The organism is Myxococcus sp. XM-1-1-1 (assembly GCF_020037095.1).
In the GTDB taxonomy this organism is placed as follows: domain Bacteria; phylum Myxococcota; class Myxococcia; order Myxococcales; family Myxococcaceae; genus Myxococcus; species Myxococcus fulvus.
Map to the genome: position 1 here is coordinate 585,729 of NZ_JAIQDH010000003.1, position 21,345 is coordinate 607,073.

Here is a 21,345-nt window from a genome sequence, read left to right on the forward strand (position 1 = left end):
TTAAGCGGGCTCTTCCTTCACGCGGATGACCAGCGTCCCCTCCTTGATTTCGATGCGGGCCGTGTCCTTGGCGTTCGTCCTCTGCAAGAGGAAGACCGGCTTGCCGTCCACGTAGGAGTGCTTCATGGACGTGCCGTTCTCCGGCGTCTTGCCCACCAAGAGATGCGTCCCCTGGCCGTCGGCCGGCATGCGCGCCGTGTCACGCCAGTCCAGGAAGCGCTTGAGCCAGGCCTTCTGGAAGTCCAGCCCCACCAGCACGCGCTCCCCCTTGTAGGCCGGGAAGTAGAAGTGGCCGGGCAGCAGGTTCGGGTTGAAGGGCAGGGTGACGATTTGATTCGCCCAGAGGGGAATCTTCACCTTGTACCCGTCCTGCGACGTCTTGGAGTCGGTGTAGGCCTGCCACGTCTCGTGGGGCTCGTCCCCCATCTCGCTGACGATGAGGCCCTCCACGTACCGGGGCCAGGTGGGCGGCAGGTAGGGCGGCAGGTCCACCCACTTCTCCGCCTGGGGCTCCAGGAGCGTGGCCATCTGGAACTCGAAGCCCCCGTTCTTCGACAGGTGCTCCGCGTCCGGGGTGGACGCGAGCGCGTCCCCTCGCAACGCCAGGGTGCGCACCCGGAACGTCTCGCCGCCGGCCAGCCCCGCCGCGGCCCACGCCTCCGTGGTGGGCAGCTTGACGAGCGAGCCGGGCACCAGGGCGGTGGCGGGGAAGCGCTTCCAGCCGAGCTCCACCTCCTTGCCCCGGACCTTGAGGCGGGCGGTCTCCAGCGTCACCCGCGCGTCCACCTCGTTGGTGATGGGCGTGCGCAGCAGCACGTCGTGCCGGATGCCGGTGACGGCGCTCTGCTGGTTGATGGGCCGGGTGGCGGGGCCCTCGGCCACCGCGTTGAGCACCGTCACCTCGTGGCGGGGGACCTCCGGGAAGCGCACGGTGACCTGGTCCACGTCCGGGCCCCACAGCTTCACGGGCGTGCCCTCCGCGGCCTTCGCGGCGGACAGCTTGTACTTCGCCGCCGTGTAGTCGTACGCGAGCACGCCGTCGCGCGTGTCCACGTACCAGAGGAGGAAGTCGTAGAAGCTGGCGCCGTGCTCGGGCGTCAGGCCCAGGAACAGCTGCGGGCAGGTGGCGTCCAGCCCCGCGCTCCAGTCGTAGACGAGCGGGATGTGCGTGCCCTTGTGCGCGTCCAGCACGTCCTTCATCGTCTTCTGCGTGTAGAGCACGCAGGGGAAGTGCTGGCTCCACAGCAGCGCCGCCGCGTCCTGGAACGTCACCTCGTAGCGCCGGTGCAGCAGCGGGGCGCCGGGACGGGGCGCGGCGGGCACCTCCACCAGCGAGCGCTCCGACACCAGGCCCTTCACCTTCAGCGACGTGAGCGCGGGCTGGGGCGCGGCGTCCGTGTGCACCGCCGTCAGCTCCAACTGGACCTCCATCAGGTCCTGCTCCAGGAACGCCGCCTTCAGCTGGTCCTTCTCCAGGCCGCCCGCGGACGTGTTGTCCGCGAGGTCGAAGGCCACGCGGCCCTCGAAGCCGAACGAGCGCAAGGTCAGCGCGAAGGACTTCACGTCCCCCGGAGTGATGACGTGCGGGGTGCCGCCCGCGGTGAGCGTGACGGCGACCTGGAGGCGGTCCGCGAAGCTGTCGGCCTTCATGGCTCCTCCTCCACGCGGACGTTGCCGCTGAGGGTGTCGAAGCGCAGGCGCAGCTTGCGGCGCTCCTGGCCCACCGTGCCGACGAGGCCGAAGTGCAGCCACAGCCCCGCGTCGCGCCCGCGCATCGTCAACTCCACGTCCGACAGGCGCGGCTCGTGGCGCGAAATCTCCTCGGTCAGCTCGCGGGTGAGCGTCTCCACCAGCTCCCGCGTGCCGTACTTCTCCGTGTACTCACCCAGGCCGAAGTCGCGGCGGAAGAAGCCGTAGCCCTCCTTGGTGTTGAGCACGGCCTCCAGGTTGCGCACCACGTGCTCCAGCTCGCTGTGGCCCTTCTTGCCGGACGCGCGAGCGGAGTCGGCGCGGGTGGCGAACTTGTCGAGGAAGGAGGCTCGGCCCATGTCACGCCCTGCGCCAGAAGAGGGACACCTGGGCTCCCTGCAACGCCGGGGTGGCGTAGAAGGCCAGGCCATTCTCGCGCAGCGCGAACTGCCACTCCTCGCCCTGCACGAGCTGGTACCAGTCTATCTCGGGTCCCAGCGCATGCGGGAACGAGGGGTGCGGGACGTGGTGGAACGGGATGCCCTTGAGGGCCATGCGCCGCACCGTGGCCAGGCGCGAGGGCCCCGCCAGCTTCACGCCGTCCACGACCAGGGGCTCTCCGGCCCGCTTGCGCTGCACCAGCATGTACAGCTCGCCGCTCTCCAGCACCTCGGGCGGCAGCGGCGAGAAGACGAACTGCCCGTCGCGCGCGGTGAACGAGCGATGGGTGGCGCGCGTGGACTCCGGCTGGAGCGCGCGCGTGAGCAGCTCCACCCAGCGGATGAGGCCCTTGCCCGGGCTGTCGTGCTGATACGTGGGCAGGTCCGCGTCCGGCATCATCTCCAGGTAGCAGCAGGACTCGAAGTACAGGTCCCTGAGCGCGTCGAAGAAGACGTACGGGTGGGGTGAGATGTGGCGGGTCATGTCGCCGCGCAGCGCCTGCAGCCGCTGCACCTCGCACAGCGCGCGGCGGGCGTTGGTGAGCCGGTCCGAGCGCAGGTAGCTGTCGGACAGGCGCGCGATGAGCTGCAGCCGCGCCTGCTCCAGCAGGTCATCGAGTCTGACGAGCAGGGCCGAGAGGAACGGGTGGGGACCGACGAGCAGCAGCGGAGGCACCAGGTCCTCCGTCAGTCCCCACACACCCTCGGTGTCCCGCCGGAACACGGCCAGCGGCAGCGTGTCGATGGCCCCATCCAGCACGGGCTCCGCGGACAGGCGCAGCCGACGCATGACCCGCTCCAACACCGGCGAGTCCTCCGCGTACAGCCGCACCCCCGCCGCGCCCTGGCTGCCCCCCAGCACGTGCAGGTAGACGGTGGCCTCGGCGCGGCCGGTCCCCTCAAGCGAGAAGGGCGGCAGCACCGCGTTGCCCGGCACATCCACCACGAAGCCGGCGGGGGTCACCGCCGTCAACGTGGCAATGGACAGGCTTCCACCCGCCAGCAGTGGCTCGCTCCAGGCCATGGCCGCCACGCCGTGACTCGGCGTACCGGATAGCGAGGCCTGGAGGCGGACCTGGGCCTCCAGTGATTCTTCCTGGGCCTCGAAGTGCTCCGGCAGCAGCGTCTGACCGACGTGCCACCGGACCCGGGCGAGCTTGAAGGGGGGCATGGTGCTCTCTTACCGCAGGACGACTAGGCCGTCTCCGTGACGCCCCACTTCTTCACGATGTTCTTCGAGGACGCCGCCGCGACGTTGATGGACTGCTCCACCGTCTTGGGCTTCACGCCGATCTGGAACGTGAAGTTCTTGGGCGACTGCACCTCACGCGACGCGTTCTCCGCCACCGCGATGTTCAGCGCGTCGCCGTTCTTCTCCAGCAGGCCGTTGAGGTCCGCGTCCACGAAGTTGGACTTGAAGTACTTCTTCGCGAGCGGGTCGTACTCGTAGATGACGTACTTCACGACCACTTCGATGTTGGAGAAGCTGCCCAGCAGCATCTCGGAGATCTTCTGCTTGTTGGCGGTGGAGATCTGCCCGGAGAAGTACAGCGCGTCGGTGACGCCCGTCTCCCACAGGTAGTTGTTGAGCACCGCGACGGCCTTGGAGGCCAGGTCCTTGTCCGGCTGCTCCGGGTCCTTGATGGTCTCCTGGTCCGCCACCAGCGCTTCTCCGCCGATGCTGATGGACAGGATGTAGCCGACGGGAGACTGCTTGTCCTTCTTGAAGTTGTAGCCCTGGTAGATGTCCAGGTCTCTGGCGAATTGAGGCATGACTCACTCCTGCATTGGGTGGGACTGCTTGGTGGGGTTGCAGCGGGGGACTTCAGCCGAGCCGGGACTCCAGCATGAGCTCCACGTTGAGGCCCTCGAACTGGATGTGCGGCAGCACGGCGACCTTGCAGTCGTACCAGCCGATCTCTCCCGTGCGCTGCTCCACCTTCACGTTGGTGGCCTTGAACGGGAAGCGGCGCACCGTCATGTCGTCGGGGCTGGCCACCGTGGTGACGTAGCCGGCGAGCCACGCGTCGATCTGCCGCTGGATGTAGGGCGCATCCGCCGTGGAGCCGATGTTGTCGCGCATGATGCACTTCACGTAGTGCGCCAGGCGGGTGATGGAGAACGTGTACGCCATGTTCGTGACGAGCTGCGAGTTCTCCGAGTCCTTCGGGTCCTTGAACCGCTTGGAGACCTTGGCGGACTGGGTGCTGAAGAACGTCGCCTCGCTGGTGCCCTTGCGGTACACCAGCGGCATGAAGCCGCACCGCGCGAACTCGAACTCGCGGTAGTCCGGGATGGCGATCTCCACCGGGGCCTTGAGCTCCTCCTGGCCGCGCAGGAAGAACGTGTCCACGGGCAGGCCGGTGATGAGGCCGCCGCCCTTGGGGCCGCGGATGGACTGGCACCAGCCGGAGTTCTCGAACGCCTTCACCATGTTTCGGGCGAAGAGCACGGACGAGTTGCCCCACAGGTACTTGCTGGAGTCACCCTGCGCGTTCTCCGTGAAGTGCAGGTCGTCGCAGGGGTTCTTGTCCGGGTGCCAGGGCAGGCGCAGCACGTAGCGCGGGAAGGTCAGGCCCAGGTACGCGGCCTCCTCGCTGTCGCGCAGCTCGTTCCACTTGCCGTAGCGCGGGTGGGCGAGCGCGCCCTCCAGGTCCTTGATGGCCTCCATCTCCTCGACCTTCTCGCAGCCGAAGAACTTGGGGCTCACGGCGGCGACGAAGGGGCAGTGCGCGGCGTTGGCCACCTTGCCCATCGCGCGCAGCCACTTGATGTCGCCGGGCGAGGAGGAGAACTCGTACAGGCCAATCATCGCGCCGAAGGGACGGCCGCCGTACTGGTCGTACTCCTGGATGTAGACCTTGTCGAACAGCGCCCCGGCGAACACGTCCGCGGAGTTGTTCTCGAAGTCCTGACCCAGCTCGTCGCGCGCGGCGTCCAGGAGGTCGATGGCGATGTTCGCCTTGAAGTTGGTGTTGGCGACCAGGTCGTCCAGACCGCGCCACGCCGACTCCATCTGCTGGAAGCGCTCGTGGTGGAGGATCTCGTTCATCTGGTCGTCGATCATCGAGTCGATGCGGCTGACGACGTCGAGCACCTTGCCCTTGTCGAAGCGCAGCGCGTCGCCCGAGTCGGTCTCCGCGGGCGTGACGTTCTGCACCAGGGCGGCGAGCGCGGACATGAAGCGCGCCTCGATGGTGACTTCCTTCTCGTCCAGCGTGGGGACGAACTTCTCGGAGATCATCGGCTTGGCGTCCGTGGGACGCTCCAGCCGCACGCTCTTGAACAACCCAGGCAGATATGAGGTTTCAGCCATGACGGTTACCTTGAGATGGAAAAGGGTGGGTTGAGGAAGCGGGCCCTTACGCCTTCACGGTGGCGGGCTCGGAGACGGTGGCCGGCTGGGTGGCGGCGGCGGGCGTCGCGTCGGAGGAGAGCGCGGGCTTGCCCGGCAGACGCAGCGACTCGTAGTCCTTGAGCTCGGCGAGCACGGCCTTGAGCGCGTCCTTGTTGGAGAACAGCTCGTAGACCATGCTGCGCAGCGCCTTCTGGTTGTCGATGCTCGACTGCATCTCCAGCAAGAGCTTCTTGAGCAGCCGCAGCGCCTTGAGCTTCGGCACGTGGTTGACGATCTCGTCCGGGTGGAAGGACTTCATCCGGTCGATGGGCAGCTCGACGTTCAGGTCCGCCTCCACATCCGGGTTGATGCGGTTGGGCACCTGGAAGCTGACGGACATCTTCATGTCCTTCATCAGCTCGTCGAGGTTCTTGCCATTGACGGAGCGCAGCTTGCGCGCCTCGAGGTCCACCTTGCGGTCCTCGGAGGAGCCGAGCGAGAAGTCACCCAGCATCAGCAGACGCAGGGGCAGGTTCACCGTCTCCTGCTCGCCGTTGATGGTGGTGCGGTACGTGAGCGTGATTCGTGACTTGGGCAACTGATCCTGGATTGACATGGCTACGTTACTCCCTCGGTTTGAAGGCCTTTCTTGCCCGGCGACGTGCCGGGGTGCTGCACGTCACTGCGGGGGTGAAGCTCTGGGGGCGGTGTCGCCGGAGAACAGGACGACCTGCCGGTCCTCCTCGGGGCCGCCGATGATGGGCTCGTAGCCGAGGTGACTGGTGTCCTCGACGCGCGCGTGGCCGTGCTGATCCCTGATGACCAGCGCGACGGTGAGGAACACGGGCGTGTCCACCAGGTGCGGCAGCACGCGCGAGCGCAGGCGGCGGCGCGCCTCCACGGCCCAGGCGGCGCCGGTGCCGCAGAAGGACTCGTTGACGTGGAGCCACGCCTCCAGGCCGCCGGTGGGCACGGTGGCGAAGCCGCCCATCGCGGTGCCGTCGCCCAGGGCCGCGCCGCCCAGGCGGATGCCGCGCGTGTCGATGCGCTGGCGGCGGGTGGCGCGGCGCACGCGGACCTCCGCCTCCGGATATGCCTGGGAGAACAGCCAGTGCAGCGTGGAGGGACAGCCGGGGCGCAAGAGGCGCAGGCGGTGCGCGGCGGCGGACTCCCAGCCGGGGAGCAGCGCCCCGTCGCGCTCGGGGAACAGGCCGGCGAAGCGCGCCTTGAGCAGCAGGTGGTCGAAGTAGCCCAGGAAGCTCTCCATGGCGTCGTGCTCCAGCGACTCCATGGCCTTCAGGAAGAAGGAGGGCAGGGGCGACTGGACGCTGAGCAGTCCCAGGTGGACGGTGATGATGGCGCGGCGCGGGTTGCGCGCGAAGTCGACGGACTGGATGAGCCGGGGCGCGTGCACGGTGCCGCGGTGGCTCTTGAGCTCCACGTCGTCCGGGCCGTAGCCCTCTTTCGAGAGCAGCTCCAGCAGGGCCGGCATGTCGAACGCGCCGGCGTGCTCGCGGATGCGCTCCTCGACGGGGGCGAGGCGGACGGCGGGCTGGGGTGGGTGCTGCTGCATGACGTCAGTCCTCCTCTCCGCCGCCGGGCGGCTGCTGCGCGATGAACGCGTCCAGGTCGACGCGGTAGAGCTGCTCGAGCGCTCGCATCGACAGCGAGTCGGCCTCTTGCAGGAAGGGTTCCAGCTGGTGCGCGTGGCTGCTGAGGCCCGCGAAGAAGCGGGTGAAGAGCGACGGCAGGAACACGCGCGGGTCGAACCGCTCCACCGTGGCCATGACGTCCGAGGCCACCACGCCCGCCTTGGGCAGCTCGCCCTTCTCGAGCAGGAGGGTGAAGGCCTCCAGCTTGCGGATGAGCAGCGCGAGCTGCGGAGAGATGGGCACGCCTGGCGGCGGCGCGACGACGGGCTGCGCGGCGACGGCGACGGGCGCGGGCTGCGTGGGGGCCACCGGCGGCGCGACGGCCACGGGCTGCGCGGCGACGGCCACGGGCTCCGGAGCGGGCGGGGGCACGAGCGTGACGGGCGCGGGCGGGGGCAGGGCCTCCATGTGGCGGCGCAGCCAGTGCGTCAGGTTGCGGAAGGGCTCCTCGCAGCCGTTCTTGGGCAGCGTGGCGGGGATGGCGGTGAGGATGGCGTCGCCCAGCGCGAGCGCCTCCTCGAGCGGCGCGCGGATGTCGGCCTCGCACCAGCGCCGCCACGTGGCGTCCTGCTTCTTCTCGTGGTGGGCCAGGTGCTTGTTGATGGAGCGCAACAGCCAGCGCAGGCCGCTCTCCAGGAAGATGTCGCGCTTGGACTCCGGGCCGAACGCGGGGAGGCTGTCGGTGAGCAGGTGGTGGATGGAGTGGAACATCCCCGGCATCGCCAGGAGGCCGCGCTCCTGGAACCCGCCGAAGAGGTAGATGCCGACGAGCCGCGTGTCGCGCTGGCCCTCGCGCAGCAGCGCCTCCGCGCCGCGGGCGGCCTGGGCGTATTCGCCGCTGGCGACCGCCTCCGTGACGGCCTCGACGCGGGCGTCGGGCTCGCCGTCCGGCGCGGGCGCGGGAGGAGCGCCCTCGAGGAGCTTCTCGAGGAGGGTGCCGTCGAAGGGCGCCAGGGTGAGGGCCGCGTCAGCCATCGATGACCTTCACCTGGCCGGGGGAGACGATCTGGATGACGCCGCCGTACGAGCACATCAGCTTCGAGTTGCTCTCCAGCGCCGGGGCGCTGCCGAGCAGCAGCTTGGGGCAGCCGGGCACCCACGGCGCCGCGGTGGCGGGGATGCAGGGCATGGGGGTGAGCACGCCCAGGGCCGCCGCCGTCGCCGCCGCCACCGTGGGGTTGGCCAGCGACTGGCACATCCCGAAGGGCAGGATGTTCACCAGGGGCTTGCTGTCGAGGATGTTGGCCGCGGGCGTCGGGCCCACCACCTTGTTGGCGGGCAGCACCACCAGCGACGAGGGGGCGACGCCGAAGCTGCATTGCAGCATCGCTCCCATGACGACCTGGGCACCCATGGTCCACCTCGCGCGCGTCCCGGGCTCCGGGATGGAGCGCCTGACGCGGAGCCACCCCATTGCGCGAGTCGTGCCAGCCAGTGGACAGCCGCGCTTCCCTCTGGGGCCCCCCGTCGGGGGCTGCGGCGCGTTGGCGGTGCGCGTTGTCGACGAACGCGGGCGCGTCCGGCGCGTACGCGTGGATTACCGCGAGCCTGTACGCTCGTCCTCGCCCGGGGCCCGGACGCTCTCCCGCAGGCGGCCGCGCAGCGCGGTGAGGGCCTGGAACATCGGATCCGTGGACTTCTGATGGAGGGCGCCGATCAGGTACTGGGCGCGGCACCAGGCCTCGTCGATGCGCCCCTCCTTCGTCCGGTGGGGGAGCAGGGGGAAGAACTCGACGCGGTCTGGCAGGTGCTCGGCGCCCAGGCGCAGCTCCAGCCTGCGTCTGACCTCGACGCGGCGCGCGTCCTGCTCCTTGGCGAAGCCCTCCGCGTCCTCCGCTCCGGTGAAGAGGATCAAGACGTGGGGCGCGTGACGGGAGGTGCCCGCGGAGGCGGCGGGGGTGACGGACGCGCCGTGGCAGAAGGGCAGGTCGGCGAGCGCCTCGATGACCTCGGCGGAGGGGTAGACGCGGCCCTCGCGGCGCGTGTCGCGGGTGCCGGAGAACAGGTACTGCTCGCGCTGGCGGGTGAGCAGGACGAAGGGCGGGGGGCGGCCCTTGTCGGGCAGCGGCGTGAAGAGGCCCACGTCCCCGGCGGCCTCCTGGCCGCTCAGGTTGAGGTCCTTGAAGGCCCAGGCGCGGCCCGGCGAGGGGGCCAGGGCGGTGTGGAGCTCGCCGGTGTGCCGGCGGGACGCGAGCACCGCGCCGCCCTCGGCCGCGTCGATGAGCACGTGGGTGTGGGGCACGTTGGCCACGTCGCACTGGCGCATCCAGTCGCGCCACGACTCCCAGTCGAGCGCGTCATCGGCGGAGCGGAACCAGTGGGCCACGCCGCGCAAGGCCCCCTTGTTGGCGCGGACCAGCGCCTCGCGCAGCGCGGGGGAGACGCCGAGCGAGCGCAGGGGCAGCTCCGTGAGCCGCGCGGGCGCGCGCTCCACCTCCGCGGGCTCCAGGTGGACATAGGTGGCGCCGCGCAAGAGCGTGGCGAAGAGGAGCGCGGGCTGGTGCTGGAGGAAGTGGAAGCCGGGCGCGGCGAAGGCGTCCCCGGCGCCCAGGCCGAAGGTGAGCAGCCCGTCGACCAGGGCGCCGTTCCACGCCCGCTCGGCCGTGAGGGGGACGGGCGTGTCCGGCGGGTCGACGAGCGGGGAGAACAGCAGGGCCACGGTGTCGCCGGGCTTGTACGTGTGGGACGTGAAGCCGGGCGCGACGTCGCCCTTGGAGCGCAGGAGGAGCGCCTCATGGCCCTTGATGAGCGGGGCCTGGTGGGCCTCCGCGGAGATGTGGGCGGGCTCCAGGCGCGCGAGCCTGCGGGCCAGGAAGTGGGTGCCGGTGGGGGGCAGCACGCTGACGCACGCGCCCAGCTTCAGTGAGGCCAGCAGGGACACGAGCAGCTCCGGCCCCAGTGGATGCACCAGCGCGACCCTGGCGCCCGCCTTGACGCCCTGGGCGGCCCACTCGGCGGCGCGGCGCGAGGCCCGGTCCGCCAGCTCGCGGTAGCCGAGCAGCTGCCACCGGGCGCCGTCCCAGGTGCGCAGCGCGGGCGCGGTGGAGTCCGCGTGACGGACGACCAGGTCGTGGAAGAAGTCGTGGTGCTGGCCCGGACGGCTCTTGGGCGCGGGCCCACCCCGGCTGGCGTGGTGGGCGGCGAGCGTGGCGATGAAGCCGGGCGCGTCGCTCCAGCTGTCGCGCAGCCAGGCCGGAAGTGCTCCGTCGCTGGTCGTGGCTTCCGTCTGGCGGAGGATTTCCCGGAGGTCGAAGGGCATGGTGGCGTTCTCGGAGGGAGTCTACGCGACGCGGCGGACGCGTGGGGCCACCCGCAGGCAAGACTCGGGCCGTCGGTGAAACGCGCGGCCGCTCCGACGGAGCGGGTGGACGCGGGGTGGGGTGGGGCTCGGGGGTATCCACTAGGGTGGGGGCAATGGCTTGCATTGCCAACAGTCGTGACGCGGCCGAGCTTGACTGGGATTGCCAACAAGCTTGCGTGGCTGGGATTGAATCGGGTGGAGCGGATGGGCTTTGCTGACCCGCATGATCATCGCCATCCCCCGTGAAACGGCGCCGGGCGAAAGGCGGGTCGCGCTCGTGGCGGAGAGCGTGAAACGCCTCGTCGGCAGGAAGCACGAAGTGGTGGTCGAGAGCGGTGCGGGCCTGGGCGCGGAGTGCTCCGACGAGGAGCTCCACGCGGCGGGCGCTCGCATCGAGCCGAGCACCGACGCGCTGTATGCGAAAGCGGAGGTGCTGCTGAAGATCCAGCCTCCGGATGACGCGGAGGTGGAGCGGCTGCGGCCGGACTCGGTGCTGGTGAGCCTGGCCTATCCGCTGGCGAACCCGGCCTTGGCCAGGGCGGTGGCGAAGCGGCGGGTGACGCTGCTGGCGGCGGACATGGTGCCGCGCACGACGCTGGCGCAGATGATGGATGTGCTCAGCTCGCAGGCGACCATCGCGGGGTACCGCGCGGTGGTGCTCGCGGCGGAGGCGCTGCCCCGGCTGTTCCCCATGTTGATGACCGCCGCGGGCACCATTCCCCCCGCGAAGGTGCTGGTGCTGGGGGCGGGCGTCGCCGGCTTGCAGGCCATCGCCACGGCGCGCCGGCTGGGCGCGGTGGTGGAGGCGTACGACGTGCGCAAGGTGGTGAAGGAGCAGGTGGAGAGCCTGGGCGCGCGCTTCGTGAACATCGACATCGAGGACGCGGCGGGCTCGGGCGGCTACGCGAAGGAGCTGGGCGAGGAGGCCCGGCGCAAGCAGGCGGAGGTGCTCGCCCAGCACGTGGCGAAGTCGGACGCGGTCATCACCACGGCGCAGATTCCCGGACGGCGCGCGCCGGTGCTGCTGCCCGCGGACATGGTGCGGCGGATGAAGAGCGGCTCGGTGGTGGTGGACATCGCCGCGGAGCAGGGCGGCAACTGCGAGCTGACGCGGGTGGGGGAGCGCTACCGCACGGACTTCGGCGTCACCATCGTCGGTGAGCGGAACCTGCCCAGCCAGCTCTCCGTGCATGCCAGCGCCATGTACTCGCGCAACATGGAGAAGCTGCTCGCGCACGTCACCGACAAGGACAACGTGCTGAAGCTGGATGTCTCGGATGAAATCGTGAAGGGCATGCTCATCACCCGCGGCGGCGAGGTGGTCCACCCCGCCGTGGCGGATGTGGCGATGAGGGAGGGCTGACATGTCATTGACGTTGATCTTCGGCCTGTATGTCTTCTTCCTGGCGGCCTTCACGGGCTACCAGGTCATCTCCAAGGTCCCGCACCTGCTGCACACGCCGCTGATGGCCTTCACCAACGCCATCTCCGGCATCTCCCTGGTGGGCTCGCTGCTGGCGGCCGGCGGGCACTACGGCACGGTGTCCACGGTGCTCGGCGCGGTGGCGGTGCTGGCGGCCACCATCAACGTGGTGGGCGGCTTCCTCATCACCGACCGCATGCTGCGCATGTTCAAGAAGAAGGGCGGCGCGCGATGACGGCGGCCCTCTCGCTCACGGAGACGTTCGTCCAGCTGCTGTACCTGCTCGCCTCCATCCTCTTCGTGCTCGGCCTGAAGGACCTGGGCGACGCGCAGACGGCCCGGCGGGGCGTGCTGCTCGCGGAGCTGGGCATGGTGGCCGCGGTGGCCGGCACGCTGCTGTATGGCGTGGGCGTGACGCACGTCATCGTGCGCTGGGAATGGATTGTCGTGGCGCTGCTCATCGGCTCGGCGGTGGGCACGGGCATGGGCTTGTGGATTCCCATGACGAAGATGCCGGAGCGCATCGCGCTCTCGCATGCCTTCGGCGGGCTCGCGGTGGGGCTGGTCGGCGTCGTCGAGTATCTCCAGCACGGCGGCCCCCAGATGACCACCCTCCAGATCTCCGCCACGGGGCTGGAGGTGGCGCTCGGCGCGCTGACCTTCACCGGGAGCTTGATGGCGTTCGGCAAGCTCCAGGGCTTCATCACCGGCCGGCCCGTCACCTATCCGGGGCAGAACCTCTCCAACCTGCTGATGATCGTCGGCACGCTGGGGTTGATTGGCCTGCTCGTGTATTCGCCGGGCTCGGCGTGGGCCTTCTACCTGGTGGCCGCGCTGGGCGTGCTGCTGGGGGTGTTGCTGGTGCTGCCCATCGGCGGCGCGGACATGCCGGTGGTCATCTGCTTGCTCAACTCGTACGCGGGCCTCGCGGCGGCGGCCACGGGCTTCGCGCTGGGCAACAACGTGCTCATCATCTGCGGCGCGCTGGACGGCTTCTCCGGCTTCCTCTTGGGCATGATGATGTCCAAGGCGATGAACCGCTCGTTCTCCAACGTGCTCTTCGGCGCGTTCGGCGCGGTGCCGGAGGCCAAGGCCGTCACGGAGGGCGCCCAGCCCTCGGGACCCGCGCCCAACGTGGGCAGCGTGGAGGAGGCCGCCGAGGTGCTGCGCGCCGCGCGCTCCGTCATCGTCGTGCCGGGCTACGGCATGGCCGTGTCGCAGGCGCAGCACGCGGTGCGTGAGCTGGCCAACGTCCTCCAGGCCAACGGCTGTGACGTGCGCTACGCCATCCACCCGGTGGCGGGCCGCATGCCGGGCCACATGAACGTGCTGCTGGCGGAAGCCAACGTGCCGTACGACCACCTGTTCGACCTGGACGTCATCAACGACGACTTCACCGCCACGGACGTCGCGCTGGTGGTGGGCGCCAACGACGTCGTCAACCCGGCCGCGCGCAGCAACCAGAGCAGCCCCATCTACGGCATGCCCATCCTCTCCGCGGACCTGGCCAAGACGTGTGTCGTGCTCAAGCGCTCGCTCAACGCGGGCTTCGCCGGCATCGAGAACGAGCTCTTCGTCCGCTCCAACACGATGATGGTGCTGGGGGACGCGAAGAAGACGCTGATGCAGTTCACCTCCGCGCTCAAGGAGTAGCTAGAAAGGGCGCATGCCCCTTCCGCGCGAAGCGACCTCGGACGACGCCGCGCTCCTCGCCCGCCTGCTGCGCGAGTCGTTCGAGGAGTACCGTGGGCGGCTGGAGCCTCCCTCCAGCGCCCACGGCAAGACGGAGGCCGCGGTCCGCCGAGAGCTGGAGGACCACCACGTCTGGTATGGCCGGCTGGGCTACCAGCTCCTCTCCCAAGGCACCCACCCGGGCTTCCCCGCGCCTACCTTCCTCGTCCTGGAGAAGCACCTCTGTGTCGAGTGAGACTGGAGGTCTTCTGCCGCATGCGTGGGGAGATGTGCGGTGGTGTGTCTCGTGATTCGGCGTGAGAATGGAGATTTCCGCCCCCTCTCCTTCTTGAGTGTGGACCCTGGCCACCTTCGCGCAGAGACTCCCCGTTGACGAAATCGCGCGTCGGCATTCCATTGTTGGGGTTCTGATGGCGTCGGGGCGTGGTGGAAGCAAGGAGCTGGCGAATGGTCGGCGATTCACGGGACGGTAAGTCCCAGCCGGATGAAACAACCGCGGGCCCCCACGAGCCGGACGGCGGAGGCTCCCCTGTGTTCGGCGGGGTGTCCGAGGCGGAGCTCGACGTCTTCGTCAGCAAGCTGCGCACGGACAAGAACCCCCGCGTGGCGGCGGCCAACGCGCGCGCCCGCAACGACGTGAACGAGGAGCGGCTGCACAAGGGTGTGCGTCGCTCGCTCGTGTCCTCCGTGCTGGTGGAGGAGGACGCCACGCCCACGCCGCCCATCGCGGCGAACCACGCCTGGTTCCTCGCCCTGGGCGCCCAGCCCTCGGGCCCCTTCGACGCGGAGGCCCTCAAGGAGCCCTGGGCGCGCGGTGAGCTGCGGCCGGAGACGCTGTGCTGGCGCGCGGGCTTCCAGGCCTGGGTGCCGGTGAGCCAGGTGCCGGAGCTGGTCGAGGCGCTGATGCCGGCGACGCAGGAGCTCAGCGCGGCCCTGGACGCCGCCCTGACGGAGCTGCCGGGCGCGCCTGGGTTCGCGGCCGTGAGCGAGGCGGATGTCTCGGGCATTCCCGCGTGGGCCGTGGTGGCGTCACCCGCCGCGCCGGGTGCTCCCGCTCCCGCCGCTTCGGTGCCGGTGGACCCGGTGGGCGCCCACGCGGTGCTGGCCGAGGTGACGGCCGCCACCGAGCAGGTCGAGGCGAAGTGGAGGCTGGGTGGCTGGTGGTTCACGCTGGCCGGCGGCGTCGCCGGAGGCGTCACCGTGGCCATCGTCATGGGCCTGTTCGGCTCGGGTGTCGGGGCCTCGCAGCTGCTGTCGCGCTTCAACCTGCCCGCGTTCATGAAGTCCGAGCCGCCCGCGGCGCCCGCTCCGGCCCCGGTGGCTCCGGCCGTGCCCGCCGTGGCGCCGGCTCCGATGGCACAGGTGCCGGCCGAGCTGTCCGTGGCGCCCGTGCTCGTCGAGACGCCTCGCGAAGTGGCGGCGAAGCCTCCCGCGCCCGCCGTGGCGGACGCGCTCGCGCGCTCGGCCGTGGGGGCGCCCGGCGGTGGCGCCGTGATTCCAGCCGGAGGCGCCGTCGCGACGTCGAGCGCGCCCTCGCGTCCCTCGCTCACGGGGGTCGTCACCGTGGAGCGGGGTGGCTCGGTGCCGGTGGTGCCCGCGTCGGGTGGTGGGCTCGCGGCCGAGGTGAGCGGCATCTCTCGTACGTCGCGCCAGGAGCGGGACGTGGAGGCCGCGCCGCCCGTGTCGCCGAGCTCCCGCGCCGCCGACGTGAAGCTGTCCTCCCGGTCCACCGCGCCCGCGCCCACGCCCGCCGAGGCGCCCGCGGCGGCGGAGGATGACTTCGGGGACCTGGAGAGCGACCTGGGACCGGACGCGGCCTATGCGCGCGAGCTGTCGGGCCCGGCGTCGGGGCCGCGCAAGCGTGAGCCGCCTCCGTCCGTCTACATCCCGCCGGTGGCGCCCATCCAGAACCCGCGCCTGTCGCTCACCCAGTCGGACGTCTTCGAGGTCGTGCTCGCCAAGAAGGGCGAGGTCACCGCGTGCGCGAACGTGAAGCCGCGCCCGGTGGACGAGGGCACGCGCGTCGTCGTGCGCTGGTCCATCCTCCCCAGTGGCGAGGTGTCGGAGGTCGTCACCGAGACGGCGTCACTGCGGGGCACGTCGTTCGCTCGCTGCATCGAGGCCAAGGTCCGTGCGTGGGACTTCCCCAAGCACCAGGAGCAGGGGGGGCCCGTGCGGTTCCCGTTCGTGTTCTGAAAGCCCACCGACAGGAGAGCGCCCATGCCTGCCTACGTCGTCGTCGAAATCGCGGTGCATGACGTGCAGACGTATGAGCGCTACCGGCAGCTGGCGCCGCCCTCCATCGCGCGGTACGGCGGGCACTACCTGGTCCGGGGTGGGGCGACGGAGGCGCTCGAGGGGACGTGGCAGCCGCCGCGCTTCGTCATCCTCGAGTTCCCCAACGTCGAGCAGGCCCGCTCCTGGTGGTCCTCGCCCGAGTACGCCGCCGCGAAGGCGCTGCGCCACGCGAGCGCCCACACGATGATGTTGTTGATGGACGGCCTGCCGCGCGACGAGGGCCTCCCGGTGGTCGCCGGCGTCTCCACGCTGGCGCCCTGAGCGGGCCCTTGCGCCGAATCGGAGTAGCCTCCACGCCCGAGCCCGTCCCGCGCGTCGTCCCGGCGCGAGCGGAGCGGTGCGAACTGGAGCGTCATGTCCGCCGAGCCTGTCCTGCGTCGTGGGCTTCTTGCCCTCGCTCTCGCCGCCTGTCTGTCTTGGGCTTGTGATGACGGAGACCCCGTCGTCGAGGAGGACATCCTCGCGCGCCTGTCCGCCATCCCCGGCCTGACGGTGCGCGAGGAGGCCCTGGACGCGCAGTTCCCCGCGTCGGCCCGCTTCTTCGTCATGGAGTTCGAGCAGCCCGCGGACCACACCCGCCCGGACGGCCCGCGCTTCCGCCAGCGCATGACGCTGCTGCATGTCTCCAGCGACCGCCCCATGGTGCTCTACGCCGGCGGCTACTTCGTCTCGCTCCAGGCCTCGCGGCGCGAGCCCACGCAGCTGCTCGACGCCAACCAGCTCTCGCTGGAGCACCGCTTCTTCGGCCCCAGCCGCCCGTCGCCCGCGGACTGGAGCCTGCTCACCATCAAGCAGTCCGCGGACGACTTCCACCGCGTCGTCCAGGCCTTCAAGCCGCTGTATCCCCGGAAGTGGATCTCCACCGGCGCCAGCAAGGGCGGCGAGACGATGGTGTTCTTCCGGCGCTTCTACCCGGACGACGTGGACGGGACGGTGGCGTACGTGGCGCCGCTCGCCCGCTACGACGACGCGCGCTTCGTCGCCTTCCAGGAGTCCGTCGGCACCGCGGAGTGCCGTGAGCGATTGAAGGCCTTCCAGCGCGCGGCCCTCGGCCGGCGCGAGGCGATGCTGGCACTGATGGAGACGCGCGCCCGTGAGCAGGCGCTCTCCTTCACGCACCTGGGCCTGGAGCGCGCCTTCGAGCACGCCCTCATCGAGCACTTCTTCTATTTCTGGCAGTACGACAGCCTCTCGCGCTGCGACACCGTGCCCCCCGCCACGGCGAGCGACGCCGCGCTCATGGACGAGCTGGACGGGCGCGTGGGGCTCGCCTTCTTCGCGGACGCGGACGTGGACGCCTACGGGCCCTACTACTACCAGGCCGCCGCGGAGCTGGGCTTCCCCCGGCCGTTCGAGTCCCACCTGGCGGACCTGCTGCGCTTCCCGGGCACCGACGTGCCGGCGACGTACCTGCCCCAGGGCGTGACGGCCACCTTCGTCGAGCACGCCATGCCGGACATCCAGGACTGGGTCTCGCGCGAGGGCGAGCGCTTGATGTTCGTCTACGGCGGGCAGGACCCGTGGACGGCGGCGGCCGTGGAGCTGGGCGGCGCGCGTGAGTCCGCGCTGTACACCGTGCCCGCGGGCAACCACGGCGCGCGCATCTCCCAGCTGCCCGTCGCCGAACGCAACGAGGCCCAGGCACTCCTTCGCCAGTGGGCTGGCGCGGAGTCCCGGGCCTCGGGACTGCAATCACAATCCTGGCGACTGGAGCCGGAGGGCGAGGAGTTCGGCCCCCGTCCTCCCGGCTCACGTCAGCGCTAGTTCACGCCGACGGCGGTCCAGCTCTCCTTGACCTTCGCCACCTCGGTCGAGTCCGCGCCGTAGAGGTCCGTGGCCGCCTGGACGGTGGCGGCGCGGGCCTGCGCGAACGTGGTGTTCGGCGTCATGTAGTGGGCCAGGGCGCGGTAGTAGATCTTCAGGCCCTTGTCCATGCCGATGCCGTCCTTGACCTCGATCTGCGACGTGCGGTTCGTGCCGCCGTTGGCCAGCAGGTAGAACGCGTTGTTCGCGATGCCGCTGGAGCCGTGGACCTCCGTCTGCTTCGGGTAGTCCTTGTAGTTGTCGATGGAGTAGTTGTCCCGCTTCGGGTCGTCCATGTAGCGCAGGCCGTCCTCGGAGTCGCCGTTCGTCGGCGTCCAGGCCGTCTCGCCCACCGTCCAGTTGAACTTCACGGCCGGGTTCTTCGTGGACGCGTACCACTCCACGCCCGCGCCCATGATGTCGCTGAACGCCTCGTTCAGACCACCGGACTCGTTGCGGTAGATGAGGCCGGCGGTGCGCTCCGTCAGGCCGTGGGCGATCTCGTGGCCGGCGATGTCCAGCGCGGTGAGCGGGCCGGACGTCTTGCCGTCGCCGTCGCCGTAGCTCATCTTCGTGCCGTCCCAGAACGCGTTCACGTAGTTGGTGCGCACGTGGACGAAGGAGTTGAGCGCCTCGCCCGCGCCGTCGATGGAGTCACGGCCGAGGACCTCCTTGAGGAAGTCGTACGTCATCGCCGCGCCGTAGTGCGCGTCCACGCCCGCCTTGGTGCGCTGGCCGTCGGTGGCCTCGCCCCAGACGTCGTTGTCGTCCGTCAGCTGCGTCTTGCCCGACGCCGTCGACTTGTTCATCGCGTCGTAGGTGTTCACGCCCTTGCCGCGCGTGCTGTCCTCGAGCGTGTACGTGCCGTCCGGCTGCTGCTTGGTGTCCAGCGCCACCTTGCCGCTGTACAGCGACGTGTCGTCCGCCTTGCTGCCGGGCTCGGGGGGCACTTCCTTCGGGGTGATGCTGATGCCCCAGCCGTTGAGCGTGCCCGTGTCGCGCTTGGCCTTGTCCTCGACCGTCAGCGTCCACTCGCCCTTGGCCGACTCACCGGCGAAGTCGCTCAGGTCGAACGTGCCCTTCACGTCGTCCGCGCTGCCACCGGCGCGGTTGTGCACCACCGCGCTCTTGCCCGAGGGGCTGGTCAGCGTGACCTTCAGGTCGCCCTTGAACGTGTGGGCGATGTCCAGGTCCAGCTTCAGGCTCTCGATGGTGCCGTCCTGGTCCACCTTGACCTTGGACGTCACGGTGCTGTTGTCGGCGATCTCCGCCTTGGTGGTGTTCGTCGCGGAGATCTGCCCGGCCGACACGCCCGCCTTCGGCAGGCCCTTGTTGGAGCCGTAGAAGCCGCCGATCTCGTTGTACGACTCGAAGATCTTCCCGGTGTTCGCATCCACCAGGTAGTTCATCTTGCGGGGGCGGTCCTGGCCCTCGATCTGCGACATCTGCACGCGGTAGGCGGAGTGATACTCACCGGCCTTGTCCTGGTAGATGACGCGCTCGGCGTGCGGCTGCTTGTCCGGCTTGCCGCCGAACTCCTTGCGCGCGATGTCGATGGCGGACTGGGTGTTCAGCTTGGGCAGCTCCTTGCCCAGGCCCTCGGGGACCACGGACTGCTCGCCGGTGACGCTCGTCACCTTGCCGTCCTTGTCCAGGTGCGTGATGACCTGCTCGCCGAAGACCTTCACGCCCTCGTGAACGCGGTCCAGACGCACGTGCGTCATGCCCAGCGCGTCCTTCTCCACGTTGGCGGCCGCGAACGCGGGCTGCTGCGCCATCAGCGTCTGCGCGCCCTTGAGCGGGTTGAGGTGGCTGAGCGAGGTCTGCACGGCCTTCTGCGCCTCGGGGCTCTGCAGCGCCAGACGGCCCGGGCCGGCGGGGACCTGCGTCAGCGTCTTCTCCGCGCGCGCCAGGTCCGTCGTGCGCGCCGCGGGGCCGAAGCCGTCCTTGGTCTGCAGCGGGGTGCTGGCCGCCTTCGCGGTGTTCTTGGGCTGGGTCTCGGTGGTCGCGGGGCGAACGCTGACGGGCTTGGTGTCGACTCGGCGGATGGTCATTTCAAAGCTCATTCACAGCGGGGGATGCGAGAATTGTCGCACCCACGTCACATGGAGTTGCCGCCCCCCCTGCTGCGACGCGCCATTTCGGGTTTGTCGGCTTGTTTCAGCCCGTGTTTCAGTGTTTTCAAGCGGTTTTGAGGACACGGAGTGCTGGCCGTCACTCTGGGGGTATGAGCCCACCCGGGCGGGTTTCCGGACCGCGAAGCCGAATTAACCGTGAATTATCCCAGGATTTTTCCAGCCTCACCGGCATGGAAAGGCGCTCTTCCGGGGCTTCGGGGTGGATCAGGGCCCGCCGAAGAAGGACGCCTCGAGCACGCGCACGAAGAGGTTGCAGGCGGCGTGGAAGAGGGCGGCGCCGACGACGGTGCCGGTGCGCTCGCGCATCCAGCCGAACAGCAGGGCGGGGAAGAAGACCGACAGCCGCCAGGTCTGGAAGATGGCCAAGTGGCCCAGGGCGAAGAGCAGGGCGGTCACCCAGAAGGCGGGCCCCAGCCGGGCGCCGAGGAACTTGCGGCCCTGGGGCCAGGCGTCGCGCAGGCGCGCCTGCAGATACCCCCGGTAGAAGAACTCCTCGGGCAGGGCCACGACGAAGAGCTGATCCACCACCCACTCGCCGAAGCGCGGCGGCAGCCGGAGGCGGAAGTGGACCTCGCCGCCCAGGGGCGTGAGGTGTCGCGCGAGTGACTCGGGCAGGTGGGGCAGCAGCTCCACGAAGCCGGCGAACGCGAGGAAGAACAGCGGGCCCACCAGCGCGGAGACCTTGAGGAACAACACCAGGTCTTCGCGCCACGCGCGGGCGGACAGGCCGTAGTCGCGGTAGTCCTCGTCCCGCCAGCGCATGGGGATGAGGGGCAGGTAGAGGAAGCCCACCGTGGCCACCAGCTTGGGGATGCTGGTGCCGCCGAAGGCGAGGAACGAGGCGATGATGCCCGCGAAGCCCAGGGCCCACAGGCCCACGGCTTCCTGCACGGCGCTGGGGCGCCAGGGAGTCGCCACCGACTGCTGGGTCATGGTCCGTCCGCGGAGGCGAGCGTCACCTTCACCTCGCCCATGGGCAGCACCCTGCAGCCGCGCCGGGTGCGCTGCACCACCACCGCCACCAGCCTGCCGTCCCCATCGAACACGGGGCTGCCGGGAGGAAGGGCGAGGGGCACGTCATAGAAGGGCGCCGTCGCGCGGGAGACCTGGGCCGCCGTCGGCTTCGCGGGACGGCCCCGGGTGCCGGGCACCACGCCCACCACCCAGCGTCCCTCCAGGCTGTCGCCGTCCTTGAGAAGCCGCACCGCCACCGCGGGGTACGCGCCATCCGGCGCCGCGACGACGGCGACCTTCAGCGCGCCGTTGGCGAGCAGGACGCGCGCCGGCAGGGCCTGGCCCGCGTGCTCCACGGTGGCGACCTGGAGGCCGACATACTCCTCGCCCACGGGCTCCACGGAGGTGAGCACCTGTCCGGCGGCACCCACGATGACGCCGTGGCCGGTGCGCTGGGGGCCGGTGACCTTCACCACGGAGCGGGTGTGCTGCTCCAGCACGCGCTGGAGGTCCGCGCGCGAGGGGCGCGCCTTGTCCGCCGCGACGGCGGGCAGGGCGAGGAGACACAGTGAGAGGACGAGCGGGGACAGGCGGGACATCGGCGCGCCAGGCAGCCTA

Annotated in this window: 20 protein-coding genes; 7 read left to right on the plus strand and 13 right to left on the minus strand. The window is 70.2% G+C overall.

What is annotated here, in order from left to right:
- From K8640_RS10145 to K8640_RS42835, 10 genes are all read right to left on the minus strand, one after another.
- Window positions 1-1,650, minus strand: coding sequence for a hypothetical protein (locus tag K8640_RS10145; RefSeq protein ID WP_223746852.1), 1,650 nt, complete (start codon window positions 1,648-1,650; stop codon window positions 1-3).
- Window positions 1,647-2,048 (minus strand): type VI secretion system baseplate subunit TssE, encoded by a 402-nt coding sequence (gene tssE / locus K8640_RS10150; RefSeq protein WP_141325439.1) that lies wholly within the window; start codon window positions 2,046-2,048, stop codon window positions 1,647-1,649. The genes K8640_RS10145 and tssE overlap by 4 nt, the downstream gene beginning before the upstream one ends.
- A 1-nt stretch (window position 2,049) precedes the next feature.
- On the minus strand, window positions 2,050-3,300 hold the full coding sequence (gene tssK, locus K8640_RS10155) for a type VI secretion system baseplate subunit TssK (protein WP_223746853.1): 1,251 nt from the start codon (window positions 3,298-3,300) through the stop codon (window positions 2,050-2,052).
- A gap of 23 nt (window positions 3,301-3,323) precedes the next feature.
- Window positions 3,324-3,902 (minus strand): hypothetical protein, encoded by a 579-nt coding sequence (locus K8640_RS10160; RefSeq protein ID WP_223746854.1) that lies wholly within the window; start codon window positions 3,900-3,902, stop codon window positions 3,324-3,326.
- A 52-nt stretch (window positions 3,903-3,954) separates the two neighbouring features.
- The gene (tssC, locus tag K8640_RS10165) at window positions 3,955-5,445 is read right to left on the minus strand and encodes a type VI secretion system contractile sheath large subunit (RefSeq protein ID WP_223746855.1); all 1,491 of its coding nucleotides are present in this window, start codon (window positions 5,443-5,445) and stop codon (window positions 3,955-3,957) included.
- A gap of 46 nt (window positions 5,446-5,491) precedes the next feature.
- Window positions 5,492-6,082 carry a type VI secretion system contractile sheath small subunit gene (tssB, locus tag K8640_RS10170; RefSeq protein WP_141325432.1) on the minus strand — a complete coding sequence of 197 codons (591 nt, stop codon included), beginning with the start codon at window positions 6,080-6,082 and terminating at the stop codon, window positions 5,492-5,494.
- 63 nt (window positions 6,083-6,145) lie between these two features.
- Window positions 6,146-7,039, minus strand: coding sequence for a hypothetical protein (locus tag K8640_RS10175; RefSeq protein WP_223746856.1), 894 nt, complete (start codon window positions 7,037-7,039; stop codon window positions 6,146-6,148).
- A gap of 4 nt (window positions 7,040-7,043) precedes the next feature.
- Window positions 7,044-8,093 carry a type VI secretion system protein IglI family protein gene (locus tag K8640_RS10180; RefSeq protein WP_223746857.1) on the minus strand — a complete coding sequence of 350 codons (1,050 nt, stop codon included), beginning with the start codon at window positions 8,091-8,093 and terminating at the stop codon, window positions 7,044-7,046.
- Window positions 8,086-8,472 carry a DUF4280 domain-containing protein gene (locus K8640_RS10185; RefSeq protein WP_223746858.1) on the minus strand — a complete coding sequence of 129 codons (387 nt, stop codon included), beginning with the start codon at window positions 8,470-8,472 and terminating at the stop codon, window positions 8,086-8,088. Before K8640_RS10185 ends, K8640_RS10180 begins: the two co-directional genes overlap by 8 nt.
- A 183-nt stretch (window positions 8,473-8,655) precedes the next feature.
- Window positions 8,656-10,377 (minus strand): AMP-binding protein, encoded by a 1,722-nt coding sequence (locus tag K8640_RS42835; protein ID WP_305070645.1) that lies wholly within the window; start codon window positions 10,375-10,377, stop codon window positions 8,656-8,658.
- A gap of 265 nt (window positions 10,378-10,642) precedes the next feature.
- On the opposite strand from K8640_RS42835, the gene K8640_RS10195 reads away from it, so the two are divergent.
- The 7 genes from K8640_RS10195 to K8640_RS10225 all read left to right on the plus strand — a co-directional run bounded on the left by K8640_RS10195 (window position 10,643) and on the right by K8640_RS10225 (window position 17,596).
- Complete coding sequence (locus tag K8640_RS10195; protein ID WP_223746922.1) at window positions 10,643-11,782, plus strand: Re/Si-specific NAD(P)(+) transhydrogenase subunit alpha; 1,140 nt, start codon at window positions 10,643-10,645, stop codon at window positions 11,780-11,782.
- 1 nt (window position 11,783) lies between these two features.
- Window positions 11,784-12,077, plus strand: coding sequence for an NAD(P) transhydrogenase subunit alpha (locus K8640_RS10200; RefSeq protein ID WP_046713014.1), 294 nt, complete (start codon window positions 11,784-11,786; stop codon window positions 12,075-12,077).
- Window positions 12,074-13,495: an NAD(P)(+) transhydrogenase (Re/Si-specific) subunit beta gene (locus K8640_RS10205; RefSeq protein WP_223746859.1), complete on the plus strand. Its 1,422-nt coding sequence runs from the start codon at window positions 12,074-12,076 to the stop codon at window positions 13,493-13,495. The genes K8640_RS10200 and K8640_RS10205 overlap by 4 nt, the downstream gene beginning before the upstream one ends.
- A 13-nt stretch (window positions 13,496-13,508) precedes the next feature.
- Complete coding sequence (locus K8640_RS10210; RefSeq protein ID WP_223746860.1) at window positions 13,509-13,769, plus strand: hypothetical protein; 261 nt, start codon at window positions 13,509-13,511, stop codon at window positions 13,767-13,769.
- Window positions 13,770-13,981: 212 nt separating this feature from the next.
- Window positions 13,982-15,730, plus strand: coding sequence for a GYF domain-containing protein (locus K8640_RS10215; protein WP_223746861.1), 1,749 nt, complete (start codon window positions 13,982-13,984; stop codon window positions 15,728-15,730).
- 24 nt (window positions 15,731-15,754) lie between these two features.
- Entirely contained in the window at window positions 15,755-16,093 is a 339-nt protein-coding gene (locus tag K8640_RS10220; RefSeq protein WP_223746862.1) for a DUF1330 domain-containing protein, read from the plus strand.
- 93 nt (window positions 16,094-16,186) lie between these two features.
- Window positions 16,187-17,596 carry a S28 family serine protease gene (locus tag K8640_RS10225; protein ID WP_223746863.1) on the plus strand — a complete coding sequence of 470 codons (1,410 nt, stop codon included), beginning with the start codon at window positions 16,187-16,189 and terminating at the stop codon, window positions 17,594-17,596.
- Here K8640_RS10225 and K8640_RS10230 read toward each other — a convergent pair.
- From K8640_RS10230 to K8640_RS10240, 3 genes are all read right to left on the minus strand, one after another.
- Entirely contained in the window at window positions 17,593-19,689 is a 2,097-nt protein-coding gene (locus K8640_RS10230) for a M4 family metallopeptidase (RefSeq protein WP_223746864.1), read from the minus strand. The genes K8640_RS10225 and K8640_RS10230 overlap by 4 nt on opposite strands.
- Window positions 19,690-19,977: 288 nt before the next feature.
- Entirely contained in the window at window positions 19,978-20,706 is a 729-nt protein-coding gene (mrtX, locus tag K8640_RS10235) for a myxosortase MrtX (protein ID WP_223746865.1), read from the minus strand.
- Window positions 20,703-21,326, minus strand: coding sequence for a serine protease (locus K8640_RS10240; RefSeq protein ID WP_223746866.1), 624 nt, complete (start codon window positions 21,324-21,326; stop codon window positions 20,703-20,705). The genes mrtX and K8640_RS10240 overlap by 4 nt, the downstream gene beginning before the upstream one ends.
- Window positions 21,327-21,345: the final 19 nt, after the last annotated feature.

Excerpts from the sequence above, each read along its gene's own strand:
- K8640_RS42835 (WP_305070645.1), bottom strand. The coding sequence starts at position 10,377 with ATGCCCTTCGACCTCCGGGAAATCCTCCGCCAGACGGAAGCCACGACC.
- K8640_RS10180 (WP_223746857.1), bottom strand. The coding sequence starts at position 8,093 with ATGGCTGACGCGGCCCTCACCCTGGCGCCCTTCGACGGCACCCTCCTC.
- K8640_RS10210 (WP_223746860.1), top strand. The coding sequence starts at position 13,509 with ATGCCCCTTCCGCGCGAAGCGACCTCGGACGACGCCGCGCTCCTCGCC.
- K8640_RS10220 (WP_223746862.1), top strand. The coding sequence starts at position 15,755 with ATGCCTGCCTACGTCGTCGTCGAAATCGCGGTGCATGACGTGCAGACG.
- K8640_RS10160 (WP_223746854.1), bottom strand. The coding sequence starts at position 3,902 with ATGCCTCAATTCGCCAGAGACCTGGACATCTACCAGGGCTACAACTTC.
- K8640_RS10145 (WP_223746852.1), bottom strand. The coding sequence starts at position 1,650 with ATGAAGGCCGACAGCTTCGCGGACCGCCTCCAGGTCGCCGTCACGCTC.
- K8640_RS10175 (WP_223746856.1), bottom strand. The coding sequence starts at position 7,039 with ATGCAGCAGCACCCACCCCAGCCCGCCGTCCGCCTCGCCCCCGTCGAG.
- K8640_RS10185 (WP_223746858.1), bottom strand. The coding sequence starts at position 8,472 with ATGGGTGCCCAGGTCGTCATGGGAGCGATGCTGCAATGCAGCTTCGGC.
- K8640_RS10230 (WP_223746864.1), bottom strand. The coding sequence starts at position 19,689 with ATGACCATCCGCCGAGTCGACACCAAGCCCGTCAGCGTTCGCCCCGCG.
- tssB (WP_141325432.1), bottom strand. The coding sequence starts at position 6,082 with ATGTCAATCCAGGATCAGTTGCCCAAGTCACGAATCACGCTCACGTAC.
- K8640_RS10205 (WP_223746859.1), top strand. The coding sequence starts at position 12,074 with ATGACGGCGGCCCTCTCGCTCACGGAGACGTTCGTCCAGCTGCTGTAC.
- K8640_RS10240 (WP_223746866.1), bottom strand. The coding sequence starts at position 21,326 with ATGTCCCGCCTGTCCCCGCTCGTCCTCTCACTGTGTCTCCTCGCCCTG.
- K8640_RS10225 (WP_223746863.1), top strand. The coding sequence starts at position 16,187 with ATGTCCGCCGAGCCTGTCCTGCGTCGTGGGCTTCTTGCCCTCGCTCTC.
- K8640_RS10215 (WP_223746861.1), top strand. The coding sequence starts at position 13,982 with ATGGTCGGCGATTCACGGGACGGTAAGTCCCAGCCGGATGAAACAACC.
- K8640_RS10200 (WP_046713014.1), top strand. The coding sequence starts at position 11,784 with ATGTCATTGACGTTGATCTTCGGCCTGTATGTCTTCTTCCTGGCGGCC.
- tssK (WP_223746853.1), bottom strand. The coding sequence starts at position 3,300 with ATGCCCCCCTTCAAGCTCGCCCGGGTCCGGTGGCACGTCGGTCAGACG.
- K8640_RS10195 (WP_223746922.1), top strand. The coding sequence starts at position 10,643 with ATGATCATCGCCATCCCCCGTGAAACGGCGCCGGGCGAAAGGCGGGTC.
- mrtX (WP_223746865.1), bottom strand. The coding sequence starts at position 20,706 with ATGACCCAGCAGTCGGTGGCGACTCCCTGGCGCCCCAGCGCCGTGCAG.
- tssE (WP_141325439.1), bottom strand. The coding sequence starts at position 2,048 with ATGGGCCGAGCCTCCTTCCTCGACAAGTTCGCCACCCGCGCCGACTCC.
- tssC (WP_223746855.1), bottom strand. The coding sequence starts at position 5,445 with ATGGCTGAAACCTCATATCTGCCTGGGTTGTTCAAGAGCGTGCGGCTG.